This window comes from Novosphingobium sp., from assembly GCF_965214355.1.
Taxonomy (GTDB): Bacteria; Pseudomonadota; Alphaproteobacteria; order Sphingomonadales; family Sphingomonadaceae; genus Novosphingobium.
On the sequence record NZ_CBDCBI010000002.1, the window covers coordinates 2,967,902 to 2,993,564 of the forward strand.

General features: G+C 63.6%; 26 protein-coding genes and 1 tRNA gene. 4 read left to right on the plus strand and 23 right to left on the minus strand.

Translation table 11 applies throughout. The annotated features are described in order from the left end of the window. Window positions 1-3 precede the first annotated feature (3 nt). Together ACOOE2_RS13900 and ACOOE2_RS13905 are read left to right on the plus strand one after the other, a co-directional pair. Complete coding sequence (locus tag ACOOE2_RS13900; protein WP_420383584.1) at window positions 4-2,604, plus strand: fimbria/pilus outer membrane usher protein; 2,601 nt, start codon at window positions 4-6, stop codon at window positions 2,602-2,604. After that, window positions 2,589-3,578, plus strand: coding sequence for a fimbrial protein (locus tag ACOOE2_RS13905; RefSeq protein ID WP_420383585.1), 990 nt, complete (start codon window positions 2,589-2,591; stop codon window positions 3,576-3,578). The genes ACOOE2_RS13900 and ACOOE2_RS13905 overlap by 16 nt, the downstream gene beginning before the upstream one ends. A gap of 27 nt (window positions 3,579-3,605) precedes the next feature. On the opposite strand, the gene ACOOE2_RS13910 is transcribed toward ACOOE2_RS13905, so the two are convergent. The 21 genes from ACOOE2_RS13910 to rpsB all read right to left on the minus strand — a co-directional run bounded on the left by ACOOE2_RS13910 (window position 3,606) and on the right by rpsB (window position 23,119). After that, a complete protein-coding gene (locus ACOOE2_RS13910; RefSeq protein ID WP_420383586.1) occupies window positions 3,606-5,558 on the minus strand; it encodes a potassium transporter Kup in 1,953 nt (650 codons plus the stop codon). 121 nt (window positions 5,559-5,679) lie between these two features. Next, entirely contained in the window at window positions 5,680-6,381 is a 702-nt protein-coding gene (locus tag ACOOE2_RS13915; protein ID WP_420383587.1) for a tetratricopeptide repeat protein, read from the minus strand. Next, window positions 6,378-6,788, minus strand: coding sequence for a cytochrome c-type biogenesis protein (locus ACOOE2_RS13920; RefSeq protein WP_420383588.1), 411 nt, complete (start codon window positions 6,786-6,788; stop codon window positions 6,378-6,380). Before ACOOE2_RS13920 ends, ACOOE2_RS13915 begins: the two co-directional genes overlap by 4 nt. After that, the gene (locus ACOOE2_RS13925) at window positions 6,785-7,327 is read right to left on the minus strand and encodes a DsbE family thiol:disulfide interchange protein (RefSeq protein WP_420383589.1); all 543 of its coding nucleotides are present in this window, start codon (window positions 7,325-7,327) and stop codon (window positions 6,785-6,787) included. Before ACOOE2_RS13925 ends, ACOOE2_RS13920 begins: the two co-directional genes overlap by 4 nt. Continuing rightward, window positions 7,324-9,288 (minus strand): heme lyase CcmF/NrfE family subunit, encoded by a 1,965-nt coding sequence (locus ACOOE2_RS13930; RefSeq protein ID WP_420383590.1) that lies wholly within the window; start codon window positions 9,286-9,288, stop codon window positions 7,324-7,326. The genes ACOOE2_RS13925 and ACOOE2_RS13930 overlap by 4 nt, the downstream gene beginning before the upstream one ends. A 157-nt stretch (window positions 9,289-9,445) precedes the next feature. Further along, window positions 9,446-9,898, minus strand: a complete 453-nt coding sequence (ccmE, locus tag ACOOE2_RS13935) for a cytochrome c maturation protein CcmE (protein WP_420383591.1) — start codon at window positions 9,896-9,898, stop codon at window positions 9,446-9,448. After that, window positions 9,895-10,035 (minus strand): hypothetical protein, encoded by a 141-nt coding sequence (locus ACOOE2_RS13940; RefSeq protein ID WP_420383592.1) that lies wholly within the window; start codon window positions 10,033-10,035, stop codon window positions 9,895-9,897. The genes ccmE and ACOOE2_RS13940 overlap by 4 nt, the downstream gene beginning before the upstream one ends. Then, window positions 10,036-10,764, minus strand: coding sequence for a heme ABC transporter permease CcmC (ccmC, locus tag ACOOE2_RS13945; RefSeq protein WP_420383593.1), 729 nt, complete (start codon window positions 10,762-10,764; stop codon window positions 10,036-10,038). Window positions 10,765-10,914: 150 nt separating this feature from the next. Beyond that, window positions 10,915-10,991, minus strand: a tRNA-His gene (locus tag ACOOE2_RS13950). A gap of 158 nt (window positions 10,992-11,149) precedes the next feature. Next, complete coding sequence (gene rpmE / locus ACOOE2_RS13955) at window positions 11,150-11,377, minus strand: 50S ribosomal protein L31 (RefSeq protein WP_420383594.1); 228 nt, start codon at window positions 11,375-11,377, stop codon at window positions 11,150-11,152. Between the two features lie 129 nt (window positions 11,378-11,506). Then, complete coding sequence (gene fabZ, locus ACOOE2_RS13960) at window positions 11,507-11,992, minus strand: 3-hydroxyacyl-ACP dehydratase FabZ (protein ID WP_420383595.1); 486 nt, start codon at window positions 11,990-11,992, stop codon at window positions 11,507-11,509. 7 nt (window positions 11,993-11,999) lie between these two features. Beyond that, window positions 12,000-12,692 (minus strand): OmpH family outer membrane protein, encoded by a 693-nt coding sequence (locus ACOOE2_RS13965; RefSeq protein ID WP_420383596.1) that lies wholly within the window; start codon window positions 12,690-12,692, stop codon window positions 12,000-12,002. Continuing rightward, complete coding sequence (gene bamA / locus ACOOE2_RS13970; protein ID WP_420383597.1) at window positions 12,692-15,607, minus strand: outer membrane protein assembly factor BamA; 2,916 nt, start codon at window positions 15,605-15,607, stop codon at window positions 12,692-12,694. Before bamA ends, ACOOE2_RS13965 begins: the two co-directional genes overlap by 1 nt. A 341-nt stretch (window positions 15,608-15,948) precedes the next feature. Further along, window positions 15,949-17,061, minus strand: a complete 1,113-nt coding sequence (rseP, locus tag ACOOE2_RS13975) for an RIP metalloprotease RseP (RefSeq protein ID WP_420383598.1) — start codon at window positions 17,059-17,061, stop codon at window positions 15,949-15,951. Between the two features lie 38 nt (window positions 17,062-17,099). After that, entirely contained in the window at window positions 17,100-18,275 is a 1,176-nt protein-coding gene (locus ACOOE2_RS13980; protein ID WP_420383599.1) for a 1-deoxy-D-xylulose-5-phosphate reductoisomerase, read from the minus strand. Next, window positions 18,272-19,027: a phosphatidate cytidylyltransferase gene (locus ACOOE2_RS13985; protein WP_420383600.1), complete on the minus strand. Its 756-nt coding sequence runs from the start codon at window positions 19,025-19,027 to the stop codon at window positions 18,272-18,274. The genes ACOOE2_RS13980 and ACOOE2_RS13985 overlap by 4 nt, the downstream gene beginning before the upstream one ends. After that, window positions 19,014-19,754: an isoprenyl transferase gene (locus ACOOE2_RS13990; protein ID WP_420384619.1), complete on the minus strand. Its 741-nt coding sequence runs from the start codon at window positions 19,752-19,754 to the stop codon at window positions 19,014-19,016. The genes ACOOE2_RS13985 and ACOOE2_RS13990 overlap by 14 nt, the downstream gene beginning before the upstream one ends. Window positions 19,755-19,759: 5 nt before the next feature. After that, window positions 19,760-20,317: a ribosome recycling factor gene (gene frr / locus ACOOE2_RS13995; RefSeq protein WP_420383601.1), complete on the minus strand. Its 558-nt coding sequence runs from the start codon at window positions 20,315-20,317 to the stop codon at window positions 19,760-19,762. Between the two features lies 1 nt (window position 20,318). Further along, complete coding sequence (gene pyrH / locus ACOOE2_RS14000; protein ID WP_420383602.1) at window positions 20,319-21,053, minus strand: UMP kinase; 735 nt, start codon at window positions 21,051-21,053, stop codon at window positions 20,319-20,321. Window positions 21,054-21,326: 273 nt separating this feature from the next. Continuing rightward, a complete protein-coding gene (gene tsf / locus ACOOE2_RS14005; RefSeq protein ID WP_420383603.1) occupies window positions 21,327-22,250 on the minus strand; it encodes a translation elongation factor Ts in 924 nt (307 codons plus the stop codon). Between the two features lie 110 nt (window positions 22,251-22,360). Next, on the minus strand, window positions 22,361-23,119 hold the full coding sequence (rpsB, locus tag ACOOE2_RS14010) for a 30S ribosomal protein S2 (protein ID WP_420383604.1): 759 nt from the start codon (window positions 23,117-23,119) through the stop codon (window positions 22,361-22,363). A gap of 124 nt (window positions 23,120-23,243) precedes the next feature. Between rpsB and ACOOE2_RS14015 the strand changes: the two genes are divergently transcribed. Together ACOOE2_RS14015 and ACOOE2_RS14020 are read left to right on the plus strand one after the other, a co-directional pair. Then, the gene (locus ACOOE2_RS14015) at window positions 23,244-23,750 is read left to right on the plus strand and encodes a hypothetical protein (RefSeq protein WP_420383605.1); all 507 of its coding nucleotides are present in this window, start codon (window positions 23,244-23,246) and stop codon (window positions 23,748-23,750) included. Next, on the plus strand, window positions 23,747-24,085 hold the full coding sequence (locus ACOOE2_RS14020; protein ID WP_420383606.1) for a hypothetical protein: 339 nt from the start codon (window positions 23,747-23,749) through the stop codon (window positions 24,083-24,085). Before ACOOE2_RS14015 ends, ACOOE2_RS14020 begins: the two co-directional genes overlap by 4 nt. On the opposite strand, the gene ACOOE2_RS14025 is transcribed toward ACOOE2_RS14020, so the two are convergent. Both ACOOE2_RS14025 and ACOOE2_RS14030 read right to left on the minus strand, forming a co-directional pair. Continuing rightward, window positions 24,054-24,890, minus strand: a complete 837-nt coding sequence (locus ACOOE2_RS14025) for a CDP-alcohol phosphatidyltransferase family protein (protein WP_420383607.1) — start codon at window positions 24,888-24,890, stop codon at window positions 24,054-24,056. The genes ACOOE2_RS14020 and ACOOE2_RS14025 overlap by 32 nt on opposite strands. After that, window positions 24,887-25,636: a phosphatidylserine decarboxylase gene (locus ACOOE2_RS14030; RefSeq protein WP_420383608.1), complete on the minus strand. Its 750-nt coding sequence runs from the start codon at window positions 25,634-25,636 to the stop codon at window positions 24,887-24,889. Before ACOOE2_RS14030 ends, ACOOE2_RS14025 begins: the two co-directional genes overlap by 4 nt. Between the last annotated feature and the right edge of the window lie 27 nt (window positions 25,637-25,663).

The window sequence follows — 25,663 nt, forward strand, 5'->3', positions numbered from 1 at the left end:
CCGGTGACGCGCCCCGATCGCACCATATCCCCGCATCATCATACCGCCTGTGCCCGTGCCCTGGTGGCGCTGCTGACTTTGCTGATGGCGGTCTTCCTGCCCGGCGCGCCCGCTCGCGCGCGCGCGGCGGCGCCGTCTGCAGACGTGGAATTCAATGCCGATTTTCTGCAGGGTGGCGGCGGGCAGCGCGCGGACCTGTCGCGGTTTTCCAAGGAAAATGCGGTCCCGCCCGGCGAGTATCTGGTGGATCTTGTGCTTAACGGCGAATGGAAAGAGCGCCTGACAGTGCGCTTTTCGGTTGTCCCCGGTGCCCGGGATGCAACGCCGTGCCTCACTCTGCCGGTGCTGTTGCGCCTTGGGCTCAGACCCAGGGCGCTGCCGTCGCTGCGCCACGAGGCCTGGGCCAAGGGCCGCTGTGTCGATGCGGAACGCCTGCCACCCGGCACGCGCGTGACCTTCGACATGGCGACGCTGACGCTGGCGCTGTCCGTGCCGCAAGCCGCGCTGATCCACCGGCCGCATGGCTATGTCAGCCCGCAATCGTGGGACAAGGGCGTGCCATCGGCGACGCTGGCTTATGACGCCAGCCTGTTTCGATCGTCGTTTGCAGGGCTGGTCAAGACCAGTGTCTATGCCGGGCTGACTGCGGGCGCGAACCTGGGCGATTGGCATTTTCGCAATCGCGCGGTGCTGACCGGCAACAACGGCCATTGGTCGTATCAGAATATCGCCGCCTATGTTCAGCGCGATCTGCCCGTGTTGCAATCCAGCCTGACGCTCGGCGATACGTATACCGATGGCGCGGTCTACGACAGCTTCGGGTTTCGCGGCGTGTCGCTGGCCACCGATGATCGCATGCGCCCCGATTCGCTGTCGGGCTATGCGCCGGTGGTGCGCGGCATTGCCCATACCAATGCGCGCGTGCGCATCACCCAGCACGGGACGCTGCTGCTGGAAACGACCGTCGCGCCCGGCGCATTCCAGATCGATGACCTGTACCCGACCGGGTATGGCGGTGACCTACTGGTCACCGTGCTCGAAGCCGACGGGACTCAGGAAAGTTTTACAGTAAGTTACGCCTCGCTCGTGCAATCGCTGCGGCCGCATGTCTGGCGATATGGCCTTGCCGCCGGCAAGATGCAGGTCATCGGGTCGACCACGCGCAACCGGTTTGCCCAGGCGACGGTCCAGCGCGGCATTACCAATCTGCTGACCGCATATGGCGGCGCGCAAGGTGCCCCCGGCTACGCCTCGGGCCTGCTGGGCGTGGCGATCAACACGCATCTGGGCGGGCTGGCGGTGGACGTCACGCTTGCGCGCAATGGCTTGCCGGGCAATGGCGCCGGGCCGCCGAGGACCGATCAGGGTCAGAGCGTGCGGGTGAGCTACAGCAAGAACGTGCCCGGCATCGGCACCAATCTCGCGCTGTCGGCGTTTCGTTATTCCTCCGGCGGATTCTGGTCGTTGCAGGACGCGATGGCCAATCGCAGCATCGACATCGCGGCGCGCAACGGTCCCGGAACCGTCGCGGCGGCAATCGTGCGCCAGCACAGCCGTTTTCAGATCAATGTGTCGCAGGCTCTGCCCAGGAAATGGGGCAATATCTACCTTAACGGGTCGACTACGCGCTATTACGATACGGCGGGCACTGTCACTCAGTTTCAGGCAGGCTACAGCAATGTCGCCTCGGCCGGCAAAATGAATGTGACCTATGGCGTTTCGGTGTCGCGCCAGCGCAATGACGCGACCGAGCGCTCCGACACCCGCGTGTTGTTCAACCTGGCGATGACGCTGGGCCGCAAGTCATCGGCGCCGCGCCTGGCGGCAAACCTGGTCGAAGACCGCGCCGACGGCCGGTCGCAGACCAGCGGCCAGCTGTCGATCGCCGGCACTGCCGGCGTGAACGGCGAATACACCTACGGCGCCACTGCCAATGTCGGCGCCGGTGCCGATGCCGTGGCCGCAAACGCCGCGTGGCACGCGCCTTTTGCCACGGTTTCAGGCAGCGCCGGCGTGGGCAACGGCTTCAGCCAGACCTCGTTCGGCGTCAGCGGCGGCATCGTCGTCCACCCCGGCGGCGTGACGCTGGCCAGCCAGTTGGGCGATACGATCGCGATTGCCGACGCACCCGGCGCCAAGGGCGCCAGCGTCTCGACCGGCAACGGCACGCGGATCGACGGCGCGGGCTATGCCGTGGTCCCGTACCTGCTGCCGTACCGCGAAAACCAGGTGGCGATCGATCCGCACGGCACCGCGCTCGATGTCGAAATGCAGATTACCAGCCAGCAGGTTGCGCCGCATGCCAATGCCGTGGTCATGCTGCATTACCCGACCTCGATCGGCACCGGCGTCCTGTTTGCCGCAAAGCGGCCCGACGGCAGCCCTGTGCCGTTTGGCGCGACAGTGTCGCTGTCCAAGCAGCCGGATGTGGGAATTGTCGGCCAGAACGGCCAGGTTTTCCTGCGCACAAACGCCGCCAAAGGCCAGGTCCAGGTCGCCTGGGGCACCGACGCCGACGCCCATTGCGCCTTTGACTATGTGCTGCCCAAACACGTCGCCACCGCGCCGCTGATCAGGATCGCCACGACATGCCTGCCCGATTGATCCGCCGCCTGCTGTTCGCGTTGCTGTTTGCCGGGCTGATGGCCGGAATGACGGCCGCGCCCGCCAGCGCGCTGACCGTTTCGCTCAGCGCGCCCAGTTTGCAATTCACCCCCGCCGGCCCGTATAACGCGGCCCGCAACGCGCCGGTCGGCACGATCCTGGCCACCGCGACATCGACACTCAATGTCAGCGGGCTCAGCGGCACATGTGCGATGACAGCGGTGTTCCTGTCCAATTCGGCGACATCATCGGGCAACACGTTTGCCACCGGCCTGGCCGGTATCGGTGTCAATTTCTACTACGTGGTCGGCGGCACCCAGACCCAGATCGATCCCGGGATCCAGGCCAGCGTGCTGCTCAACCCTGCCACGCCCGGCCCGGTGACCATCCTGGCGCAACTGGTCGTGACAGGACCAGTCAGCGCGGGATCGTTGTCGGCGTTGCCCAGCCTCGGGATTGTCTTTGTCGGCGTCGGCCTTGGCTGCGGCGTGCTCAACGTGACGACGCAGACGCTGGCCGTCACCGCGAGCGCCGCCACCGTTACCGGCACGACCTGCACCGTTCCCACGCCCACGCTGACAATCAACCTGCCGACCGTATCCGTCCAGTCGCTGTCTGCCGCGGGCCAGACCGGCGGCGCAGTGAATTTTTCGGTCCTGCTGAATTGCAGCGGTACCGGCGCCGGGATCTATGTCACACTGACGGATGCCAACCTGGTGTCCAACACCACGTCGCTGCTCACGCTGTCTCCGGCCTCCACCGCAACCAATGTCAAATTGCAGGTGCTCAACAGCTCCGGCGCACCGGTCAGCTATGGCCCGGATTCGGCGAACGCAGGCAACATCGGCCAATGGTATGTCGGCCCTTCGGCAAGTTTGTCGAGCATCCCGCTGATCGCGCAATACTATGCCACCGGCCCGGCCGGGCCCGGCTCGGTATTCGCCCTGGCGACATTCACACTGAGTTATCAGTGATTTATCCCCAAATACGGAGGATTTGTGCTAAATCTTGATCTGGCTGCCCAGCTCGACCACGCGGTTCGTCGGCAGGCGGAAAAATTCCATCGCGCTCGCCGAATTGCGCAGCATCCACGAGAACAGTTTTTCGCGCCATAGCGCCATGCCCGGGGTGTCCGACGGCAACAGCGTCTGGCGCGACAGGAAAAAGCTGGTGCGCATCATGTCGAATGGCGCGCCGCACATCGTCGTATCCTTGAGCGCTGCGGGCACATCGGTCTCTTCCAGAAAGCCGAAGCGCAGCTTTACGCGGTAAAACCCGTTGCCGAAATCGCGCACGGCGGCGCGGGTCGCGGGATCGACGAACGGCGTGTCCTCGATCTGCACGGTCATCAGCACGATCCGTTCGTGCAGGACCTTGTTGTGCTTCATGTTGTGCAGCAGCGCGGACGGCACACCGGCGGTGGCAGAGGCCATGAACACCGCAGTACCGGGCACGCGGATCGCGCTGGCATGGGCCGATTTGGTAAACACTTCGAGCGGAATGCCGCTCGTCGCCATGTTCTTGCGCAACAACGCGCGGCCGCGCGACCAGGTCGTCAGCAGGATGAACACGACCGCGCTCATCAGCAGCGGCGCCCAGCCGCCATCGGGCACCTTGGTAAGATTGGCGGCGAGGTAGACCGCATCGACCACGAAGAACAACCCGATCAGCGGGATGGCAAAAATCGGTCGCCACTGCCACAATTTTAGCAGGACGACAGCCAGCAGCACGTTGTCGATCAGCATCGCGCCGGTCACGGCCACGCCATACGTTGCGGTCAGATTGGTCGAGCGCTGGAACACCACGACCATCACGATCACCGCGATCAACAGAACCTGGTTGATCGCCGGGATATAAATCTGGCCCAGCGCCTGGCTGGTGTGGCGGATGGTCAGGCGGGGAATGAAACCGAGCTGGATGCCCTGCTGCGTAACCGAAAACACGCCCGAGATCACCGCTTGCGACGCGATGATGGCGGCAAGACTGGCCAGGATCAGCAGCGGCCATTGAAACCAGTGCGGCGCGAGCAGGAAGAACGGGCTTTCCAAAGCAGCGTGATCGCGCAGCAGCAGCGCCGCCTGCCCCAGATAATTGAGCACGAGCGCAGGCAGCACGACTGCGAGCCACGACAGCCGGATCGGATTGCGCCCGAAATATCCCATGTCGGCATACAGCGCCTCGGCGCCGGTTACCGCCAGCACCGCCGCACCCATCGCCAGGAACCCGCGCCACGGATCGGCGACAAACATTTCGATCGCAAAATGCGGCGAAAGCGCGGCCAGCACTTCGGGATGGCCGGCCATCGACCAGGCGCCAAGCACCGCGATCGTCGCGAAATACACGAGCATGATTGGCCCGAAGAAATAGGCGACGCGCGCGGTGCCGCGATCCTGAATCAGGAACAGCGCAATCAGCACCAGCACGACGATCGGCACGACGACATAATGGTATTCGGGGCGATAGACTGCCACGCCCTCGATCGCGCCCATCACCGACACCGCCGGCGTGATCATCGCGTCGGCATAAAACAGCGCCGTTGCCAGCACACCGAGCACGATTACCCCGCGCCCCCAGCGTTTTTCGGTTCCTTCGCGATTGATCAGCGCCAGCAGCGCCAGGCTGCCGCCTTCGCCGCGATTGTCGGCACGCATCATGATGATCACGTATTTCAGCGTGACCATGATCAGCATCGACCAGAACATCAGGCTGATGATGCCGTAAATATGCAGCGTATCGAGCGGCAGGCGATGGCGCCCGGCAAAGGTATCGCGCAGGGCATAAAGCGGGCTGGTACCGATATCGCCGAACACGATGCCCATCGCGCCGACTGCGAGCCGGGTCGCCTGTACGCCGCCCTGCCCGCCGATCCTGCGCCCACCGACCTTGCGATGGATGCCGCGCGCGGGAACGGGCTTGGGCGCGTTATCCGGCGTGGCGTCGTTCGTGGCATTCATCGCGCGGCGGCCCCCGGCCTGTTATGCCATGGATACGCAAATCCGACCCGGCGGCGGCGCATTAGCACCGCGCCAACAGGTGGGCAATGGGCCCTGACCCCGGGCAGGAATTGCCATGATTTCAGCGTGCTGGCGGTGTCGCACCAGGCTGGGCATCGGCGGGCACCGCATCGGGCGAAACAGGCGGCGGGCCCTTGCCCTCGCTCATCGCGATCAACTGGTCGAGTCGCGCCAGCCGCGCGGCAAGATCGGCATGAAACGCGGCATCGGGCGGCGACCGCTTGAGCAGATCGGCCCACATCGCGCGGCCCTGCGCCAGATGCCCCGATTGCACCAGCGCCATGCCTTCGAAAAACGGCGGGCCGGGGTGCGCGGGGTTGATCCTGGCGGCGCGGTCGAACGCATATTTCGCCGCCGGGGTAATCGTGCCGTCGCTATGCCCGGTCAGCGAGTTGCCCAGCGCCACCCACAGATCGGGATCATTGGGGTGCAATGACACCGCATGGCTGAGGAAATCGGCCGACGCGCGGAACTGCCCCTGGCGGACCAGAGCATCGGCGACGAGCAGCCATGACTGGTTTTCGCTGAAGCGGGCGCCCATCTGCTGGCGCATCTGCAACATCGTCGCATCGGCGATACGCTGGTTCTCGACCGCCGCCTTGGGTACGCCGGGCACGCCCGGGTGCCCCTGCACCGCGTAACCCGCCAGCCCGAACAGCAGCGCGGCGCCGGTGATTTCCCAACCCGCGCGCGGCATTTTGAAAACGAACACCAGCAGCGCAAACACGATGGCCGCCAGCGCAATGATCACCACCCAGGTCATGCCTGTTTCCCCGGAAAAAAGCGCCCGCGCAGCAGCAGCGCCGCCACGATCAGGATCACCAGCGGCGCGGCAAACAGCGGCCAGGTGATCGGTTTGACCTGGGGGCTATACGTCACGTAATCGCCATAGCGCGCGATCAGCCACTGACGGATATGTTCCGGGTCTTCGCCCGCCGCAATGCGTGTGCGCACTTCGCTGCGCATGTCGCCCGCGATCGGCGCGTCGGAATCCGCGATCGACTGGCTCTGGCACATCACGCAGCGCAAGGTGACCATCAGCGCCTTGGCTTTCGCCTCCTGCTCGGGATTGTCCAGCTGGCGATAGGCGAGAGGCGCCGGCGGCACGTTCTGTTGCGCGCTGGCGGGTACGGCAAATGCCAGCAGGAGCGCCGCGATCAGACCTCTCACGATCCGCCCCCTGCGGCCTTCAGCTTGTCGAGCAGGACCGCGACATCCTCGGCGCGGATATCGCCGATATGCTGATAACGGATCACGCCCCGGCCATCGATCACGTACGTTTCGGGCACGCCTGACGATCCGATCGCGATCTGGACCGCGCGTTTGTCGTCGCGCCCGATCGCAGCGTAAGGATTGCCGTTGTTGGCCAGAAACCGCGCGAGATCGTCGGCCTGGTCATGGATCGCCACCCCTTCGATGGGAACGCCGGCCTGCGCCAGCGCGGCCAGTTGCGGGGCTTCGGCCGCGCACGGCAGGCACCAGCTGGCAAAAACGTTCAGCAGATGCGGCTTTCCGGTGCGAAACGCAGCCGTGGTCAGTCCGGGGCGATCCGCCGCGGCGGCGGGCAGGTTGAATTGCGGCAGCGGATTGCCGACGAAGGCGCTGGCCACATTGGTGTTCGTCGGGCGCATCAACCCGTGGGCAAACAGCGCGAACAGCGCAGCAAACAGTGCCAGCGGCAGCCAGATGCCGAGCCGCAGGTTTTTCATCGGCCCTGCCTCACGCGGCGATAGGCAATCTTGCCCTTGGCGATCTGGCGGCGCAAATCACTGAGCATCCGGCCGACCATCGCGAGAATCCCGCCAAAGCCGATCATCCCGCCGCCGATCCAGATCAGCGGCACGAACGGTTTCCACCAGAACCGCATCTGCCACCGGCCATCGATCGCCTGTTCGCCCAGCACGACGTACAATTGCCCGTTCCAGCGCGTCTGCAACGCGGATTCGTTGCGCGTGCCCGGCGGGTTGGTAAAGGTTTCGGCCTGGGGATTGAGCACAGTCGGCGCACCGCCTTCATACCGGGTCGAGACACTGGCGCGCAGCGCGGTCCAGTTCGGACCTGCAACGGGCATCATCCCGTCGAGCGTGACATGAAATGGCCCGACATCGCGCGCTTCGCCAATTGTCAACGCGGCCAGCCGCTCGACCGAAAACGCGCTTTCGCTGGCCATGCCGAACAGCGACACCGCGATTCCGGCATGGGCGATGACCATGCCCCAGACCGGCAGCGGCGTGCGGCGCAGATTGCGGCCCACCAGCGGCAGGAAGGCGGCCGGAAACAGCCCGCTGGCAATCGCCAGGCCCAGCGCGGGCAGGATACCGATGCCATGCGCGGCCGCCTCGACACCGATGAACACCACCAGCACCAGCCCGGCGCAAATCGCGATCGGCCGCGTGATCCGGCCCCCGCGCTCGCCCGTCAATCGGTCGCGGCGCCAGCGCAACAGCGGGCCGACGGCCATCACCGCAAACATCGGAATCGCAAAGATCGCCGAGACCGGATTGAAATACGGCGCACCGACCGAAACCTTGACCCCGTACGCCTCGGTCAGCAACGGATACAGCGTGCCGATCAGGACGATGCCCAGAATGCCGCACAGCATCACATTGTTGAACACCAGCGCCGCCTCGCGGCTGAGAAACGAAAATCGCGCGCCTTCGGTCACAGTCGACGCGCGCACCGCGAACAGCACGAGCGCGCCGCCGATATCTATGGCCAGCAGCGCCAGGATAAACGAACCGCGTTGCGGATCGACCGCGAACGCATGGACCGAGGTCAATATGCCCGATCGCACCAGGAATGTCCCGACCATCGACATCGAAAACGCGACAACGCCCAGCATCACGGTCCACGCGCGCAACGCATCGCGGCTTTGCAGCACCGATACCGAATGCAGCAGCGCGGTCGCCGCCAGCCACGGCATCAGCGAGGCATTTTCGACCGGATCCCAGAACCACCAGCCGCCCCAGCCCAGCGTGTAATACGCCCAGTACGACCCCGCCGTGATCCCCAGTGTCAGGAATATCCACGCGCCCAGTACCCAGGGCCGCATCGCGCGGGCAAACGCCGGCCCGACATTGCGCGTGACCAGCGCACCGACCGCAAACGAGAACGCGATCGAAAGCCCGACATAGCCCACGTACAGCGTGGGCGGATGGAACGCGAGCCCGGTGTCCTGCAACAGCGGATTGAGCCCCTGGCCTTCGTCGGGCACTTGCGCCAGCCGCGCAAACGGGTTCGAGGCGAACAGCAGGAAGGCATAGAACCCCAGGCTGATGAACGCCTGCCCCGCCAGCGTCGCATACAGCGTGCGCTCGTCAAGCTGCCGCTCGATCAGCGCCACGACCGCGCCGGCCATCGCCATGATCGTCACCCACATCAGCATGCTGCCTTCGTGGTTGCCCCAGGTGCCGGCGATCTTGAAAATCAGCGGCTTGGCCGAATGGCTGTTGTCGACGACGAGCTTTACCGAAAGGTCGGTGGTGACGAACAACATGATCAGCGCGCCAAACGAGATCAGCACGAGAAACCCCTGCATGACCGCAACCGGACGCACCAGCCCGCCCAGCGCCACGCCGCTTGGCCGCAGCGCAAACGCGCCTGCGACCAGTTGCAACACGGCCAATGCCGCCGCCATCCACAAGATGGCCAGGCCGAGTTCAGCAATCATCGGGCGAGGCTTGCAACGCTAACGTTCGTCATTCCCGCGAACGCGGGAATCCAGCCGAGCTGCCGTCTTTGAATGCCACAACGTTCCGGGTTGCCGAAACGCCGCAACTGGATTCCCGCATTCGCGGGAATGACAATCAGGTGGGGGCGGATATCATTCATTGTGTTTGGGCCACCACTTGCTTTGCATCGCTGACGCTCATGTTCTTCATTTCGCGCGGCACGTATTTTTCGTCGTGCTTGGCCAGCAGGTTATCGGCGACAAACTGGCGGCCGTCCATGCGCCCCTCGGCGACAACGCCCGATCCTTCGACAAACAGATCCGGCGTGATCCCGGTGAATTGCACGGGCACTTGCGCCTTGCCGTCGGTGACGGTGAAATGAATGGTCACGCCGTCGGGCATCGTCTTGATCGAGCCTTTCTGGACCATTCCGCCCAGCCGCACGGCGCGACCCGCTGCGGGGGGATGCGCGGCCATCTCGCTTGGGATGTAGAAATAGCTCGCCTGGCGGCTGAGCGCAAACGACGCCAGCAGCCCCGCGCCGACCAGCGCGACCAGCGCAAGCATGACCAGCACCAGTCGCTGGTGCTTGGGCTTGATCGCGCTCATTTGCGGCGCACTGCGTCGCGGCGCCGTTCGGCACGGACCATCGCGATCAGCGACCAGGCCACCATCGCCACCAGGCCAGCGACACCGATGCCGACTGCCGCCCAGACAAACGCCGATTGATCGAGATGTTCGTGCATTTAAACCATCGCTTTTCGGCGCAGCCGCGCCTCGGTCTGGATCTGCGCCAGCAGCATGCGCATCCGCGCGAGGACAACCGCGCCGAACACCAGCGAAAACCCGAGCGCCGCGATCAGCAAGACCCACAGATAGGTGGGATCGATCTTCGATCCGCCCATCGTGATCGACGGCGGCTGGTGCAGGCTGTTCCACCACACCACAGAGCGATTGATGATCGGAATATTGATCGCGCCGACCAGGCCGAAAATGGCCGTCACCCGCCCGGCGCTGCCGCCATTCGTGGCATCACGCTGCGCCGCGTCGGCCAGCGCGAGATAGCCGAAATACAGGAATAGCAGCACCAGAAAGCTGGTCAGCCGGCCATCCCACACCCACCAGGTACCCCAGGTCGGGCGGCCCCAGATTGATCCGGTAATCAGCCCGAGCGCCGTAAACACCGCGCCCGGGACCGCCGCCGCTCGCGCCGCAATCCCGGCGAGCGGGTGGCGCCAGACCAGTTCGGCCACGCTCGCCATCGCAATCGTCGACCAGCCGGCCATGCCAAGCCACACGCACGGCACATGGATGAACAGGATTTTGACCGTTACGCCCATCAGATGATCGGGCGGCGCAAACGCCACACCCCATGCCAGTGCGCCCAGCCCCAGGATCAACCCCGGCACCAGCAGCACCGGCAACAGCCATCGCGCGATACGCTGGAAACGGGCAGGATTGGCAAAACCGTGCATGAAAGACGCTGGATAGTCCCGATTGGCGAAAGAGCCTGATGCACCCTGCCACAAGTCAGCCCGGCGTTACAATGGGGCCAGACAAATCGCGACATGCCTTAGCGTACATTTCGCATATTGCTTGAAAAAAGGGGTACAGGGAGGGGGAAATGGGGCGATCGATGGGTCTTGAACCCACGACCTCCGGTACCACAAACCGGCGCTCTAACCAACTGAGCTACGATCGCCACAGAGGCGCCCCTTTGCAGAAACAGCGGCGAAATGAAAAGCGAAAAATACAAGGGCGATGGCAAATTGTCGGCAGACCGCCGCAACGCGTTGATCGCGCAACAAAAAAGGCGGCCAGTGGCCGCCTTTTCCATGATTATGCGCGGATGCTGCGCGATCAGCTCTTCTTGAGCGAAAGCCCGCCGAAGCGCTTGTTGAACTGTGCCACGCGGCCACCCTGATCGAGCATGCGCTGTGCGCCGGTCCAGGCCGGGTGCGACGTCGGATCGATATCGAGCGCCAGCGTGTCGCCTTCCTTGCCCCAGGTCGAACGGGTCTGGAACACGGTGCCATCGGTCATCTGGACATTGATGAAGTGGTAATCGGGGTGAATATCGGCCTTCATGAAACTGCTCCTGGTGGCGCCCGGTTCCGACCGGCCGCAGGAAATGCGATTGGCGCCCCTAACGGAAAGCGCAAGAGTTGTCGAGGATGTTCTGGCTCTGCCCATTTTGGGGCAGGAGCGCTCGGGGGATCAAGCGTCGGCGATCATCGCGGTAAAGCTGCACTCTGTCGCGATCTTGTCACCCAGCATGGCGCGGCCGGCAAATTTGCACACGCGCGAGCGTTTCTGCGTGAATTCGACATGCAGGTCGAGCAGGCATCCGGGCAGCACCGGGGTGCGGAACTTCGCCTCTTCGATCGCCATGAAATAGACCAGCTTGCCGGTGCCGGCCAGTCCCAGCGATTCGACCGCAAGCACGCCGGCCGCCTGGGCCAGCGCCTCGATCTGCAACACGCCGGGCATGATCGGGCGGCCGGGAAAATGCCCCTGGAAAAACTGCTCGTTCATGCTGACCGCCTTGATCGCATGAATCCGCTCGTTGATAACCAGTTCGGCGACGCGATCGACCAGCAGCAGCGGGTAGCGATGCGGCAGCGCCGCCATGATCCGCGTGATGTCGAACGCCAGCGGCTGTGCAGCCGCTGGCGTTTCACTGGCTTGGTTTTCAGACGTCATCGAGCGATCAGCGGCCCTGCGGCGCTTTCTTTGGCGGCGCGACTGCACCCGCCTGCGACGCTGAAGCCGCGGCAGCAGCCTGCTGCTGCGCCTGCTGTTCGCGCTGCTGACGCGGCAACCAGCCGGCCGGCGGCGTGACGCTGACCGAAGGCACGGTCGCGTTGACCTGGTCGAGGATGTCCTGGTTCAGGTTGTACGCCTGGTCCGCTTTCAGCACCGATTGCGCATCGAGCACGAGCGTGATGTGGCGCTTGACCATTGCGGCCTGCGTTGCGACCTCAAGCTTGTCGCCGATCTGTTCGAGCACATACTGGCGCGCCAGATTTGCCGGTTCCACAAGCTGCTGCAGTTCCTGTTCGCCGGCCTGCTGGATCTGCTGGATCTGGGCGTACTGGGCCTGGAGTGCAGTGCGATCGACCTTGCCGCCCTTGGCGTCGGCGTCGAGCTTGGCATACATCGGCTGCAGTTGCGCCTGAAGCTGAGCCTTGCGCGTGTTGGCCGCGTCGATCTGTGCCTTGTAGACGGTCGGCAACTGCGCGATCGCCGCCTTGTAGGCATTCGACGATCCGACAACTGCGGGTTGATTGGCGACCCCGAGGCCGGGGACGACAATGCCGCCGGCAGTCTGGGCGATGGCAGCCGGGACGGCACCGAGCGAAAGACCCGCGACCAGCGCGGCAGAAACGAGACGAAGTTGCATCAGAACTGGGTTCCTACGTTGAAGCTGAAGGTTTTGCGAGTATCGCCGTTTACGAAAGTGAGGGCTTTGGCGATATCGATGCGGAAAGGACCGAACGGCGAGTTCCAATTGACCCCGACGCCGATCGAGATACGAGGCCGCGGGCTGTCACCCACGAAATCTTCCTCGAATTTTTGAGCAATGGCATTTGGTGTGCCGTTCGATGCGCTGGGATTGGTCGTCGACTTGCCCGTCACCGCGTCGGTGTAGAGGATTGTCGTACCAACCGTTGCCGGGGCGGTTACACCCCAGACCGCGCCCGCGTCCATGAATATCGATGGCCGCAGACCCAGTTCGCGCGCGCCCGAGCCGAGCGGGATTTCCAGTTCGGCATGGCCAAGATAGTAATACTTGCCGCCGAGCGCATCATTGACGAACGTATTCTGGTCGGTGCCGAGCGTACCGCCGTTGCCGTTCGTCGGATTGTAATTGGTATAGAACTTGCGCAACACGCGCGGGCCGACGCCGCGAATGTCGAACCCGCGAATCTGCGGCTCACCCAGGAAGAAGCGGTCGGTCAGGCGCACCGGATCTTCAAAGGCGTTGGTCGCATTGTTTTCCAGCGCATGGATCGCGCCGGCTTCGCCGCGCAGCGAGAAGATGAAACCATGCCCGACATTGACATAATGCGCGGCGTTGATCGTGGCGCGCGCGTATTTGACCGAACCACCCAGCCCGGCAATATCACCGCCCAGGATGAACGTCGTACCCTTGGTCGGATGCAGCCGGTTGTCGAGCGTATCATAGACATACGATGCGCCAAGGATCGAGCTGGTCCGATTGCCGATCGCATCGCACAGGTATTGCCCGGCGAGGTACACCGAGCACTGACCGTTGATGTAATACGTCGCCTGATCCAGTGTGACCTGGTCGTAATTGAGTGTGTAGCGACCGATCAGCGAGCTGAATTCAGTCAGCGGCACACCGGCGCGCACCTGGAAACCGGTCGTGTTCTGCCGGTACGTGGTGTTGCGGTTCGAATCGTAGAAGTTGAAGCTCGACGTATCACGGCGATAGACATCGACGCCCAGCGACACGTTCTTGTCCGACACATACGGTTCGGTAAAGTTGAGCTGCACCGCTTTCGAATAGGCGGAATAGTTCAACGTCGTGCCGATCGTCTCGCCGCGACCGCGAAAGTTGTTCTGCTGGATCGACGCCTGGAAGATAAAGCTTTCAAGGCTGGAATAGCCTGCCGAAAGCTGCAGCTGGCCGGTGGGCTTTTCCTCGAGGTTCGCTTCCAGAGCGACCCGGTCCGGGGTCGTGCCCGGCTTCTGCTCGATCGCGAACTTTTCCTGGAAATAGCCCAGCGACTTGATGCGGTTCGACGAACGCTTGATCTGGTACGAGTTGAACGCATCGCCTTCGCTCAGGCGGAATTCGCGGCGCACCACCTTGTCTTCGGTCAGCGTGTTGCCGTTGACATCGATCCGCTCGACATAGACGCGCGGCGCCTCGGCGATGCGGAATGTCACCGACATCGTCAGCTTGTCCTTGCTGCGCTGAAAATCGGGGCGCACATCGGCAAAGGCATAGCCGAAGCTGCCAACAGTTTCGGTCAGCTGGTCGACGGTGTCTTCGACCGCCTTGGCGTTGTACCATTCGCCCTTCTTGATCGACAGCTTCTTGGCCAGCGCTTCGCCGTTGAAATCGCGCAGCTGGCTTTCGACCTTTACGTCGCCGAAGTGGTAGCGTTTGCCTTCCTCGACCACATACGTGACGATGAAGTCCTTCTTGTCGGGCGTCAGTTCGGCCACGGCCGACACCACACGGAAATCGGCGTAGCCCTGCGTCAGGTAGAACTGGCGCAGCTTCTGCTGGTCGAATGCCAGGCGATCGGGATCATAGCTGGTGCCCGACGAGAACACGCGGAACGAACGGGCCTGCTTAGTGACCATTTCGGCGCGCAACTGGGTCACCGAGAACTGGTGCGCCCCGATGATGTTGATCTGCTGGACCTTGGATTTGGGCCCTTCGGAGATTTCAAACACGATATCGACGCGGTTCTGGTCGAGCAGCACCATCTTCGGTTCGACCGACGCGGCAAACCGGCCCTCGCGCTTGTACAGCTCGATGATGCGGGTAACATCGGCGCGAACTTTCGACCGGGTAAAGATCTGGCGCGCGGCCAGCTTGATTTCGGGAAGGATCTTGTCGTCCTTCAACCGCTTGTTGCCTTCCAGGATGATGCGGTTGACGACCGGGTTTTCCTTGACCTCGATCACCACCGCGCCGCCGTCGTTGCGCAACCGCACGTCGGAGAACAGCTCGGTCGCAAACAGGTCCTTCAGCACCTGGTCGGCAGACGCCTGGGTATAGCGATCACCGACATGCATGCGGATGTACGACAGGATCGTATCGGCTTCGAGCCGCTGCGCACCGTCGATCGTGATCGACTTGACCGGCTGGTCGCCTTCGGCCGGCGGCGCGCTGGGCGCGACTGGTGCCGGGCCATCGAGCGCGATCGGCACAGTCTGCCCGGTACGGCCGGAGGCAGGCACCCGCCCGGACGTTCCGGCAATACGCGCCGCGCGCGAGCCTGGCTTTGGCGTAACATGCACAGGCGTTGGCGCAGCGCGGCCAACCGTGCGCACCGGCGCAGCCGCAACCGGCGCTGGCGTATCATCGGGCGCGCTGGCGACAGGCGCCGGTGCCTGCGCTGCGGCGGCCGCTGCCGGAACCTTTGCCGCCTTGACGGGTTTTTCAACTTTAGGCTTGGGCGTGCGATGCTTGGCAAGCAAGGCTCCACCGGTATGCCTGGGCGCCGGCGTTGCGTCATCGGTCGGCGTGGCAGTCGGCGCATCGGTTGCTTGCGATGCCTGGTCGGCGGCAGCGATCGCAATCTCGGGTGTAACGGCCAGGCAACTGGTCGCCATCAGCACGCCTATCATGGCGGTCTTGCCAAACTGGCCAGCCGCATTTCGGCATGCATTCCTTGCAATCATCACCAAGTGCATCCCGTCCTATTCAAAGCAATCGTCCGTATCGGCCCAGGACCGAAACCGCACACCGATAATTCCGATCCGCAGCCCTCTGCCCGAACCGCGCAGTCCGCGCAAGCAAGCTTGGCGCAAGTGAACGACATTGCGGCGCAAATTTGACGAAAAAAGTGTAACGTGCGCGTTCAGGTTGGAACAAATTGCGACTTGGCCCGCGCGCTCTGCGCCCACCCTGCCCCACCCGCAATCCGTCCAATCCCTCAACGCCAGGGCGTCCGTTATCCTCCGAACAATTTCAACGCGCTGACATCGTTGAAGGTGACGAACAGCATCAGCGCAACGACAAGCGCAAGGCCCGTGCCGAACGCCAGTTCCTGCGCGCGCAGGCTGACCGGTTTGCGGCGGATACCCTCGGCCAGGAACAGCGCGAGATGGCCGCCATCGAGCACGGGGATCGGCAAAAGATTGATAAAGCCGAGATTGATCGAGATCATCGCAATGAACTGGACGAAATTCTGCCAGCCCGAAACCAGCTGCTCGCCCGATTTCTTGGCGATGTTGATCGGCCCGCCCAATTCCTTGGTATCGCGCCTGCCGGTCAGGATCTGGTGCAGCCCGGTCACGGTCATGCCGATGATCTCGCGCGTTTCATTGATGCCTTCGCCCAGCGCGCCGACCGGGCCGAGCCGCCGGTGTTCGACCGTGGCCGGCCCGATGCCCAGAAAGCCGACCGGCTGCGTATTGCCGAACTGGTCGGTATCGATCCGCCGCGCAGGCGTGATGGGAATGGTGAGCTGCTGCCCGCCGCGATCGAGCACCATGTTCAGCCGTTCGCCGGGATGCAGCAGCACCGCCAACCGGATATCGATAAAGCTGCTGACCGTCGCGCCGTTGAGCGTGACCACGCGGTCGCCGGTTTTCAGGCCTGCGGCCTGCGCCACCGAGCCCGGTTGCACCATACCGATCACCGGCGATGCGACCAGTGTGCCATAGGCGAGCGCAAAGCCGGCCAGGATCAGCACCGCAAGAGCAAGATTGGTAAACGGCCCGGCCGCAACAATGATCGCGCGCTGCCACAGCGGCCGCCCCTGCAAAGTGGATGCGCGATCGTCGGCCGACAGCGACAGCCATTCCGCGCCCGGTTGCCCGGCGGGATTGCTGTCGCCGGCAAATTGCACATAGCCGCCCAAAGGAAGCGCAGACAATTTCCACCGCGTGCCGCGCTTGTCGGTCCAGCCGACCACTTCCTTGCCGAACCCGATCGAAAACACATCGGCCTTCACGCCGAGCGCGCGGCCCGCAAGATAATGCCCGAGCTCGTGAATGAACACGAGCGGCCCGAGCACAAGCGCAAAAGCGAGCAGCGAAATCAACAGACCGGGAGAATGCATTGCTGTCACTCGAATTGCTCCAACCCAAATGCGCTGATTCAGCGCGAGGGCATCAGGGTTTCATGCGCGCGAACACGCGCCTCCCGGTCGACTGCAATGACATCGTCAAGGCATTGCGGTGATCCGGGCAAGCCGCAGGCTAGCACGTCCTGGCAACATTGCACGATGCTGGTGAACGGCAGGTGTCCCGAAAGGAACGCGGCCACCGCAATCTCGTTCGCCGCATTCAGCACTGCCGCCGCCGCGCCGCCCGCGATAACCGCCTCGCGCGCCAGCCGCGTTGCGGGAAAGCGCACCTCGTCGGGGTGACGAAAGGTCAAGGTGCCGATTTCCGCCAGATCCAGCGGCTCACACGGCGTGGTCATGCGCGCGGGCCACGCCAGCGCCGAGGCGATCGGCACGCGCATGTCCGATGGCCCGAGTTGCGCCAGCGTTGATCCATCGCGGTATTCGACCATCGAATGCACGATCGATTGCGGGTGGACCAGGATGCGCAACCGCTCCACGCCCACGGGAAACAGGTGCCAGGCCTCGATGAATTCCAGGCCCTTGTTCATCATCGTGGCCGAATCGACGCTGATCTTTGCGCCCATCGACCAGTTGGGATGGCGCACCGCTTCGGCCGGCGTCGCCGCACCCATGCGCGCGGCGTTCCAGTCGCGGAACGGGCCGCCGCTCGCGGTCAGCGTGATCCAGCGGACGTGTACCGGATCGTTGCCCGCCAGGCACTGGAAGATCGCGTTGTGCTCCGAATCGATCGGCAACAACGTGGTGCCGTGTTGCGTCACCGCGCGGGTCATGACCGCGCCGGCAGATACCAGCGCTTCCTTGTTTGCCAGCGCGACCGTGCGCCCCTGCTCGATCGCCGCCATCGTCGGGGCAAGCCCGGCGCAACCGACGATCGCCGCCACGACCAGATCCGCCGGACGCTGCGCCGCCTCGATCAGCGCGCCTGCGCCGGCGCCGGTAGCGATCCCGCTGCCCGACAGCGCAGCGCGCAGATCGGGCAACAGCGCTTCATCGCCGATCGCGGCGAATTCTGCGCCAAATTCACGCGCCAGTGCCGCCAGTGCGGCCACATTGCTGTGCCCGGTCAGCGCAACGATGCGAAACGCATCGCGATTGCGCCGCACCAGATCGAGCGTCGATGCGCCGATCGATCCGGTTGCGCCCAGGATCGAAAGCGAGCGCCCACTGACGGTATCCAAACTCATTGCCCCATCGACCAGACAAGCGACGCGACGCCCAGCGCAAACAGCACCGCGACCATGCCATCGGCACGATCAAACAGCCCGCCATGCCCCGGAATGATGGAACCTGAATCTTTCACGCCGGCACGCCGCTTCATCGCACTCTCCAGGAAATCACCCGCCTGCGCCACGACCGCGGTCAGCACGCCATACCCGGCAAGCCGCGCGATATTGCCGTACATCAGATGCAGCGCCGCCGGGCGGCCGATGTTAGCCGCCTGCAGATCGAACAGCGATGTCAGGAAATCGCGATAATACAGGCATGTCAGCGCAAACACGATCCACGTGCCGACGATCCCGCCGGCCAGGCCTGCCCAGGTTTTCGACGGGCTGATTTTCGGCGCAATCTTGGGCCCGCCGAACGTGCGCCCGGCGAAATAGGCGCCGACATCGACCCCGATCACACTCAGGACGACCACCAGAAGCGGCCAGAAACGCCCGACCGGCGTCAGCCAGACCAGCGCGCAATAGCCCGCCAGCCCGAGATAACACAAGCCCGCCAGCAGCCACAGCACGCGCATCGGCAGGCGTGGTTCGAACCGCGCCACCAGTTGCGTCCATTCGGCCAGGATACCGAGCACGACCGCCACGACGAACCCGACCCAGATCCAGCCGCCCAGCAGCAACGCCAGCCCCGCAACGACAATCATCATCACCGCTGAAATCACGCGGACGCGCAAGTCCGAGCGTTTGGCGGGAATGTCAGCGCCCGCCATATCGCCGGTCCCTGCGTGCAAATTCGGCAAATGCAGCCTCGAGCTGGTCGCGGCCGAAATCGGGCCACAACACATCGAGGAACAGCATTTCGGCGTACGCTGCCTGCCACATCAGAAAGTTCGACAGCCGCACTTCGCCCGACGTGCGGATCATCAGGTCGAGCGGCGGCAGGTCTGCGGTATCGAGTTCGGCCGAAATCGTTTCGGGAGTGATCGCGCCTTTGGCCGCGGCCGCGCGCGCCGCGCGGGCAATTTCGTCCTGCGATCCGTAATTCAGCGCGACCACCACGGTCAGGCCGGTATTGGCCGCCGTGCGGGCCAGCGCGTTGCCTAGCATCGCCACGATTTCGGGCGAAAACCCGGCCATATCGCCGATGATTTTCAGCCGGATGTTGTTTTCCGCAAATTCATCGAGATCGGCCAGGATAAAGCGCTTGAGCAAGCCCATCAGCGCGCTGACTTCGTCCTCGGGCCGGCGCCAGTTCTCGGTCGAGAACGCATACAGCGTCAGCACGGCCAGGCCCATTTCTGCGGCGGCGCGCACCGTGCGGCGCACCGCCTCCACCCCGCGCTGGTGCCCGATCACGCGCGGCAGATGGCGCCGCTTTGCCCAACGGCCATTGCCGTCCATGATGATCGCAATGTGGCGCGGGCCATTTGTGGCCGGTTGATGGCGTACGCCATCGGGCGCCGGTTGCGACGCAGTGTCGGCAGTGGTGGCCGGCAGACCGCTCACTTGCCGAGGATTTCCTTTTCCTTTTCCGCCGCGGCTTCATCGGCGGCCTTGATGATCTCGTCGGTCAGCTTCTGCACTTCGGTTTCTGCCCGCTTGCGATCGTCTTCGGAAATTTCCTTTTTCGTCTCATCGACTTTCAGGTTTTCCATGCCGTCGCGGCGCACGTTGCGAATCGCAATGCGTGCTTTTTCGGCATATTGGCTGGCGAGCTTGGCCAGTTCCTTGCGCCGTTCCTCAGTCAGATCGGGGATGGGCAGGCGCAGCGTCGTGCCATCGTTGATCGGATTGAGCCCCAGGCCCGCCGAACGGATCGCCTTTTCAACCGGGCCGACCGACGATTTGTCCCACACCTGCACCGTCAGCATGCGCGGTTCGGGCACGGACACCGTCGCCAACTGGTTCAGCGGCATGCGCTGGCCATAGACCTCGACCGTTACCGGATCGAGCAGCGCGGTGTTGGCGCGACCCGTGCGCAGGCCGGACAGATCGTGGCGCAGCGCTTCGACAGCGCCCTTCATCCGGCGTTCGAGATCGGCCTTGTCGTATTTGGCCATTTCAATGTTCCTTTTTGACGATTGTCCGGATGCCGTCGCCCGCCAGCACTTTGGCAAGATTGCCTGGCTCGCGGATCGAGAACACCACGATCGGGATCGAATTGTCGCGGCACAAGGCGACGGCGGAGGCGTCCATCACTTGCAGGTTTTCGGCAAGCACGGTGTCGTAGTCGATCGTGTCGAACCGGCGCGCACTGGGGTCTTTTTTGGGGTCTGCGCTATAGACGCCGTCGACGCTGGTGCCCTTGAACAGCGCATCGCACTGCATTTCGGCCGCGCGCAGCGCCGCGCCGGAATCGGTGGTGAAATAGGGCGCGCCCACGCCCGCGGCAAAGATCACCACGCGGCCCTTTTGCAGATGGCGCTCGGCACGGCGGCGGATCACCGGCTCGCACACCGCGTCCATCTGGATCGCCGATTGCACGCGTGTGTCGACGCCCAGCTTTTCCAGCGCGGACTGCATCGCCAGCGCGTTCATGATCGTGGCGAGCATGCCCATGTAATCGGCCTGCGCGCGGTCCATGCCCTTGGCCGCGCCCGAAATGCCACGAAAGATATTGCCGCCGCCGATGACCAGACACAGCTCGAGCCCGGTGTCCCTGGCTGCCTTTACTTCGGCGGCGAGGCTGGCAACGAAATCGGTATCGATGCCATATGCCTGGTTGCCCATCAGCACTTCGCCCGACAGTTTCAGGAGAATTCGCCTGAAGCCGGGCAAAGTCGGGGTATGGGTCATGGGGATCTGGTTTCCAATGTCGCGCGTCGGCGCCCTTATACGCACCGCGCCCGGCGTGCCAAGGGTCGGCGGCGCAAATCCGGATGCAAAAATCCCCGCGCTGCGACGAGCGCGGGGAGATTTGTCTTCTTTTAAAGCCCCTCCCCTTCAGGGGAGGGGTTGGGGTGGGGCCGCGCCCCACTCGCCAATGCTCATTAATTCCATGCAACCGTCGGTTGTAGCCGAGAGGCCCCACCCCCAGCCCCTCCCCTGAAGGGGAGGGGAGCAAGAAGGTCAGATACCTGCGGCCGCTGCGACCTCTGCCGCAAAGTCGGTGGTCTCTTTCTCGATGCCTTCGCCGAGCTGGTAGCGAACATAATCCACCAGCGTGATTTTCGCGCCGGCGGCCTTGCCCGCGGCCTCGATCACCTGGGCAACCGGGGTCTTGTTGTCCATCACGAACACCTGGCTCAGCAGCGCGTTTTCCTTGGCGTATTTCGCCACGGCGCCATCGACAATCTTGGCCTGCACTTCGGCGGGCTTGCCCGATTCGGCGGCCTTTTCGGCGGCGATCTTGCGCTCGCGCGTGATCAGGTCGGCATCGAGGTCGCCCGCGTTCAGTGCCAGCGGGAACGCGGCTGCGATGTGCATCGCGATCTGCTTGCCCAGCGGTTCCAGCACGTCGGCGCCAGCGGTCGATTCCAGCGCGACCAGCACGCCGATCTTGCCCAGGTTCGCGGCTGCCGCGTTGTGCATATAGGGCACGACGATACCCGATGTGACCGACACGTGCTTCAGACGGCGCAACTGCTGGTTTTCACCGATGGTGGCGACATTGTTGGTCAGCTTTTCCGTGACGGTGCCGCCGCCGGGATAGGCCGCTTCCTTCAGCGTCTCGATATCGGCGGCGCTGGTGTCGAGTGCGACTTGCGTCACGCTGCGCACGAAATCCTGGAACTGGTCGTTCTTGGCAACGAAGTCGGTTTCCGAATTGACTTCGACGGCGACGCCATGGAGGCCCGAAACCGCCACGCCGACCAGACCTTCGGCCGCGGTGCGGCTTGATTTCTTGACGGCAGCGGCCAGGCCCTTGGCGCGCAGCACATCGACTGCGGCTTCAAGATCGCCATTGGTTTCGTCCATGGCCTTCTTGCAGTCCATCATGCCGGCGCCAGTGCGCTCGCGCAGGGTTTTCACGTCAGCGGCGGTATAGGCCATTGCGTTTGTCCTTTATCGTTTAAACAGGTGGGGCCGCAGCAAATTGTGCTGCGGCCCGTATGCGTGAAGCGGGACAATACGGTGACATGTCACCGCAACCCCGGTCCGTTTCAGACTTGTTCCATCGTCTCTTCGGCGATCGGCTCGTCCATCGCGCCAAGGTCCATGCCCGACGCAGCCTGCGCCTCGCGGCCGCCACGGGTGGCAGCGGCGGCAACGGCTTCGCAATAGAGGCGGATGGCGCGGCTGGCGTCATCGTTCGCCGGGATCGGAAATGCGATGCCGTGGGGCGAAACGTTCGAATCGAGAATGGCCACGACCGGGATACCCAGGACGTTGGCTTCCTTGATCGCCAGTTCTTCCTTGTTCGCGTCGATCACGAACATCACGTCCGGGATGCCGCCCATGTCGCGGATGCCGCCCAACGACAGCTCGAGCTTGTCGCGCTCGCGCGTCAGCTGCAGGACTTCCTTCTTGGTCAGGCCGGCGGTGTCACCCGACAGCTGCTCTTCCAGCGTCTTGAAACGCTTGATCGAGCCCGAGATGGTCTTCCAGTTGGTCAGCATGCCGCCGAGCCAGCGATGGTTGACATAATGCTGGCCGGCCGCGCGGGCTGCCTGGGCAATCGGTTCCTGCGCCTGGCGCTTGGTGCCGACGAACAGGACCTTGCCACCGTTCTGCACGGTCGCTGCGATGAATTCGAGCGAGCGGGCAAACAGCGGAACCGTCTGCGACAGATCGAGAATGTGGATGCCGTTGCGGGCGCCGAAAATATACGGCTTCATCCGCGGGTTCCAGCGATGGGTCTGGTGGCCAAAGTGCGCGCCAGCTTCGATCAACTGAGTCATCGTGACGACAGGTGCCGCCATAAGCTAATTCCTTCCGGTTAGACCTCTGGACGGAAGGAACCCGACGCAGGCATGCGGGGGGCACCGGTATGTTATCCGTCCATGTGGAGTTACATGGTGCCGCACGGGGTTTGATTTGGGCCGAATGCCCGAATCTGTGTGCGACGATCGGGCGCTTAAACCCTGTCCGGGTGAAAATCCACCTGTAAAAATCCAGACCGATTCGCGCTTTAGCGATTCGATTCGTGTCAAGCGGACCTCTGAATGCCCCGATTCATCCACCATGGGGCAAACACTAAGCGCAATTCACCGTGTTTGGGCGGTAATCGATCGAAAAAAACGCGCTTTGTTCCGGCACTTGCGACAAATTTGGCTGGCAAGTCCGGCAGGATACACAATCTCGCTTGACGGGTTGGAACAGGAATGGAATAAAAGTGGAACAAAGAGAGATCGTATGTCCTGCGCCATAGGGAAAAACCCTAAGTACGGAACAAATCGATCAGGCGCACAGTTATCCACAGGTATGCTGCAACGCTTTAATCTCTTTGCAACTTTTACGATGTCGCAGCCTCCGGCGGTGACATCCGGTATGGAAATTTTCGGCCACACCGCGCTGCGGGACCGGCCCGGTTTGAGGAGTTTGTTGCCATGATCGCAATGTTTGCAACGCTCGTTTTTGCCAGCGCCGGATGCGCCAGCACTGCGGTGATCGTTACCAGCATCTGCAACGCCCTGCCAAAGGTGCGTTTCCTGTCGGGCCAACGTCGCGCGCTGGCCGCCGATCCGCTTGCTCTCGATCGCGTTTATCTGGTGTCGCTGATCGAAACGCCGCGCCATGATGGCACGCCTGCACCTGTAGCCGCGATTGCAGAGGCGGCAGTGATCCCGCAGGTGTTTGCCAAACGCGTGGCCAAGGGCCAGGCGCGTCATGGCGCGCGCACCGATGCGCGCCGTTTTACCGCCGCGCGGTTCCACGTGGCCGCTTGACCCGCCGATAACGGATCACGCCGACGGGCAGCAGCGCGACATAGACCGCGCAAATGCCAGTCAACGTCCACCAGGGCTCGGTCAACAGCGCAGCAAAAACCAGCCCGATCAGGCCGATCACTTCAAGCCGGATGGCGCGGCGCGGGCGCAGGCCGGTCCAGCCAAGCGTGGCGGTGTTCGAAATCATCAGAAACGCAATCAGCGCAGTCCAGATCGCCACCGGGACCGGACTGCGAAATCCGTCTTGGCCACTGGCGATCCACATATAAACCGGCATCAGCGCAAGCCCCGCCCCGACAGGTGCGGGCACTCCGGTCAGAAAGCCGGCGCTCTTGTGCGGTTGATCGGCCAGATCGATCTGCGCGTTGAACCGCGCAAGCCGCAGCGCACAGCAAACCGCCAACGCCAGCGCGGCAAACCAGCCCACGCGCGGGATCTGTTGCAATGTCCACAGATACAGGATCAGCGCCGGTGCGACGCCAAAGGCAATCGCATCGGACAGGCTGTCGAGTTCCGCACCAAACCGCGATGATGCGCGCATCGCGCGCGCGACCCGCCCATCCAGGCCGTCGAGCATCCCGGCCAGAATGACCGCCAGCACGGCCGAATGAAAATCCCCGCCAATCGCAAAGCGGATCCCGGTCAAACCGCAGCACAGCGCCGCCGAAGTGATCGCATTGGGCACCAGCCCACGCAATGTCAGCCCGGGCGGCAGGGGCCGGCGGCCGAAATCGTAACCGACTGCATCGCCTTCGCCCAATTCGGCACACTCGTCGCCCGACTCATCGTCGGGTCCGGGGATCACTGCCGGACGCCCTCGATCAACAGCGCCTGGCCGACTTCGGCCAATACGGTTTCACCCGCGACGACGCGCTGACCGACCAGCACTTTGGGCTCGGTGCCTTCGGGCAGATAGACATCGACGCGGCTGCCGAAGCGGATCAGGCCGACACGCTGGCCCACAGCGACGATATCGCCCGCCTTGACGAACGGCACGATCCGGCGCGCGACCAGCCCGGCAATCTGGGTAAACCCGATGTGCAGGCCATCACCGCGCTCGACCAGGAAGTGCTGGCGCTCGTTTTCGTCGCTGGCCTTGTCGAGATCGGCGTTGAGGAACTTGCCCGGAATATACACGACCCGGCGGATGGTGCCGCCGATCGGCGCGCGGTTGATATGCACATCGAACACCGACATGAAAATCGACACGCGCGTGACCGGCGCGGTGCCCATGCCGATAACCCCGGTGCCATCGTTGGCCGACAGCTCGCGCGGCGGCGGTACTTTCTGGATCAGCGTGATCAGACCGTCGGCCGGCGCGACGATGTAGGCATCGTCGCGCGGCGTGACGCGCTCCGGATCGCGAAAAAACGCCAGAATCCAAACCGTCAGTCCGACCAGCGGCCACGCTATGAAGCTCCAGCCGAAAAAGCCGACGACCAGCGCCGCAACCGCAGCAATGGCGCCGAACTTGCGGCCTTCGGGATGGATCGAGGGCCAGCTCCAGCCGGCGGTACCGCGACCGCGATTGTCTAATATATCTCCAGGCATGGCCGCGCTTCTAGAGCATCGTGCCCG

Bases quoted from the DNA above. Each gene is read 5' to 3' on its own strand.
- ACOOE2_RS13940 (WP_420383592.1), bottom strand. From the start codon at position 10,035: ATGCACGAACATCTCGATCAATCGGCGTTTGTCTGGGCGGCAGTCGGC.
- ACOOE2_RS13905 (WP_420383585.1), top strand. From the start codon at position 2,589: ATGCCTGCCCGATTGATCCGCCGCCTGCTGTTCGCGTTGCTGTTTGCC.
- ACOOE2_RS13980 (WP_420383599.1), bottom strand. From the start codon at position 18,275: ATGAGTTTGGATACCGTCAGTGGGCGCTCGCTTTCGATCCTGGGCGCA.
- rpsB (WP_420383604.1), bottom strand. From the start codon at position 23,119: ATGGCGGCACCTGTCGTCACGATGACTCAGTTGATCGAAGCTGGCGCG.
- ACOOE2_RS13930 (WP_420383590.1), bottom strand. From the start codon at position 9,288: ATGATTGCTGAACTCGGCCTGGCCATCTTGTGGATGGCGGCGGCATTG.
- ACOOE2_RS14030 (WP_420383608.1), bottom strand. From the start codon at position 25,636: ATGCCTGGAGATATATTAGACAATCGCGGTCGCGGTACCGCCGGCTGG.
- tsf (WP_420383603.1), bottom strand. From the start codon at position 22,250: ATGGCCTATACCGCCGCTGACGTGAAAACCCTGCGCGAGCGCACTGGC.
- rseP (WP_420383598.1), bottom strand. From the start codon at position 17,061: ATGCATTCTCCCGGTCTGTTGATTTCGCTGCTCGCTTTTGCGCTTGTG.
- ACOOE2_RS14020 (WP_420383606.1), top strand. From the start codon at position 23,747: ATGATCGCAATGTTTGCAACGCTCGTTTTTGCCAGCGCCGGATGCGCC.
- ccmE (WP_420383591.1), bottom strand. From the start codon at position 9,898: ATGAGCGCGATCAAGCCCAAGCACCAGCGACTGGTGCTGGTCATGCTT.
- pyrH (WP_420383602.1), bottom strand. From the start codon at position 21,053: ATGACCCATACCCCGACTTTGCCCGGCTTCAGGCGAATTCTCCTGAAA.
- fabZ (WP_420383595.1), bottom strand. From the start codon at position 11,992: ATGACGTCTGAAAACCAAGCCAGTGAAACGCCAGCGGCTGCACAGCCG.
- ACOOE2_RS13915 (WP_420383587.1), bottom strand. From the start codon at position 6,381: ATGACCTGGGTGGTGATCATTGCGCTGGCGGCCATCGTGTTTGCGCTG.
- ACOOE2_RS13910 (WP_420383586.1), bottom strand. From the start codon at position 5,558: ATGAATGCCACGAACGACGCCACGCCGGATAACGCGCCCAAGCCCGTT.
- ccmC (WP_420383593.1), bottom strand. From the start codon at position 10,764: ATGCACGGTTTTGCCAATCCTGCCCGTTTCCAGCGTATCGCGCGATGG.
- ACOOE2_RS14015 (WP_420383605.1), top strand. From the start codon at position 23,244: ATGCCCGAATCTGTGTGCGACGATCGGGCGCTTAAACCCTGTCCGGGT.
- ACOOE2_RS13985 (WP_420383600.1), bottom strand. From the start codon at position 19,027: ATGGCGGGCGCTGACATTCCCGCCAAACGCTCGGACTTGCGCGTCCGC.
- ACOOE2_RS13965 (WP_420383596.1), bottom strand. From the start codon at position 12,692: ATGCAACTTCGTCTCGTTTCTGCCGCGCTGGTCGCGGGTCTTTCGCTC.
- frr (WP_420383601.1), bottom strand. From the start codon at position 20,317: ATGGCCAAATACGACAAGGCCGATCTCGAACGCCGGATGAAGGGCGCT.
- rpmE (WP_420383594.1), bottom strand. From the start codon at position 11,377: ATGAAGGCCGATATTCACCCCGATTACCACTTCATCAATGTCCAGATG.
- bamA (WP_420383597.1), bottom strand. From the start codon at position 15,607: ATGGCGACCAGTTGCCTGGCCGTTACACCCGAGATTGCGATCGCTGCC.
- ACOOE2_RS13925 (WP_420383589.1), bottom strand. From the start codon at position 7,327: ATGAAAAACCTGCGGCTCGGCATCTGGCTGCCGCTGGCACTGTTTGCT.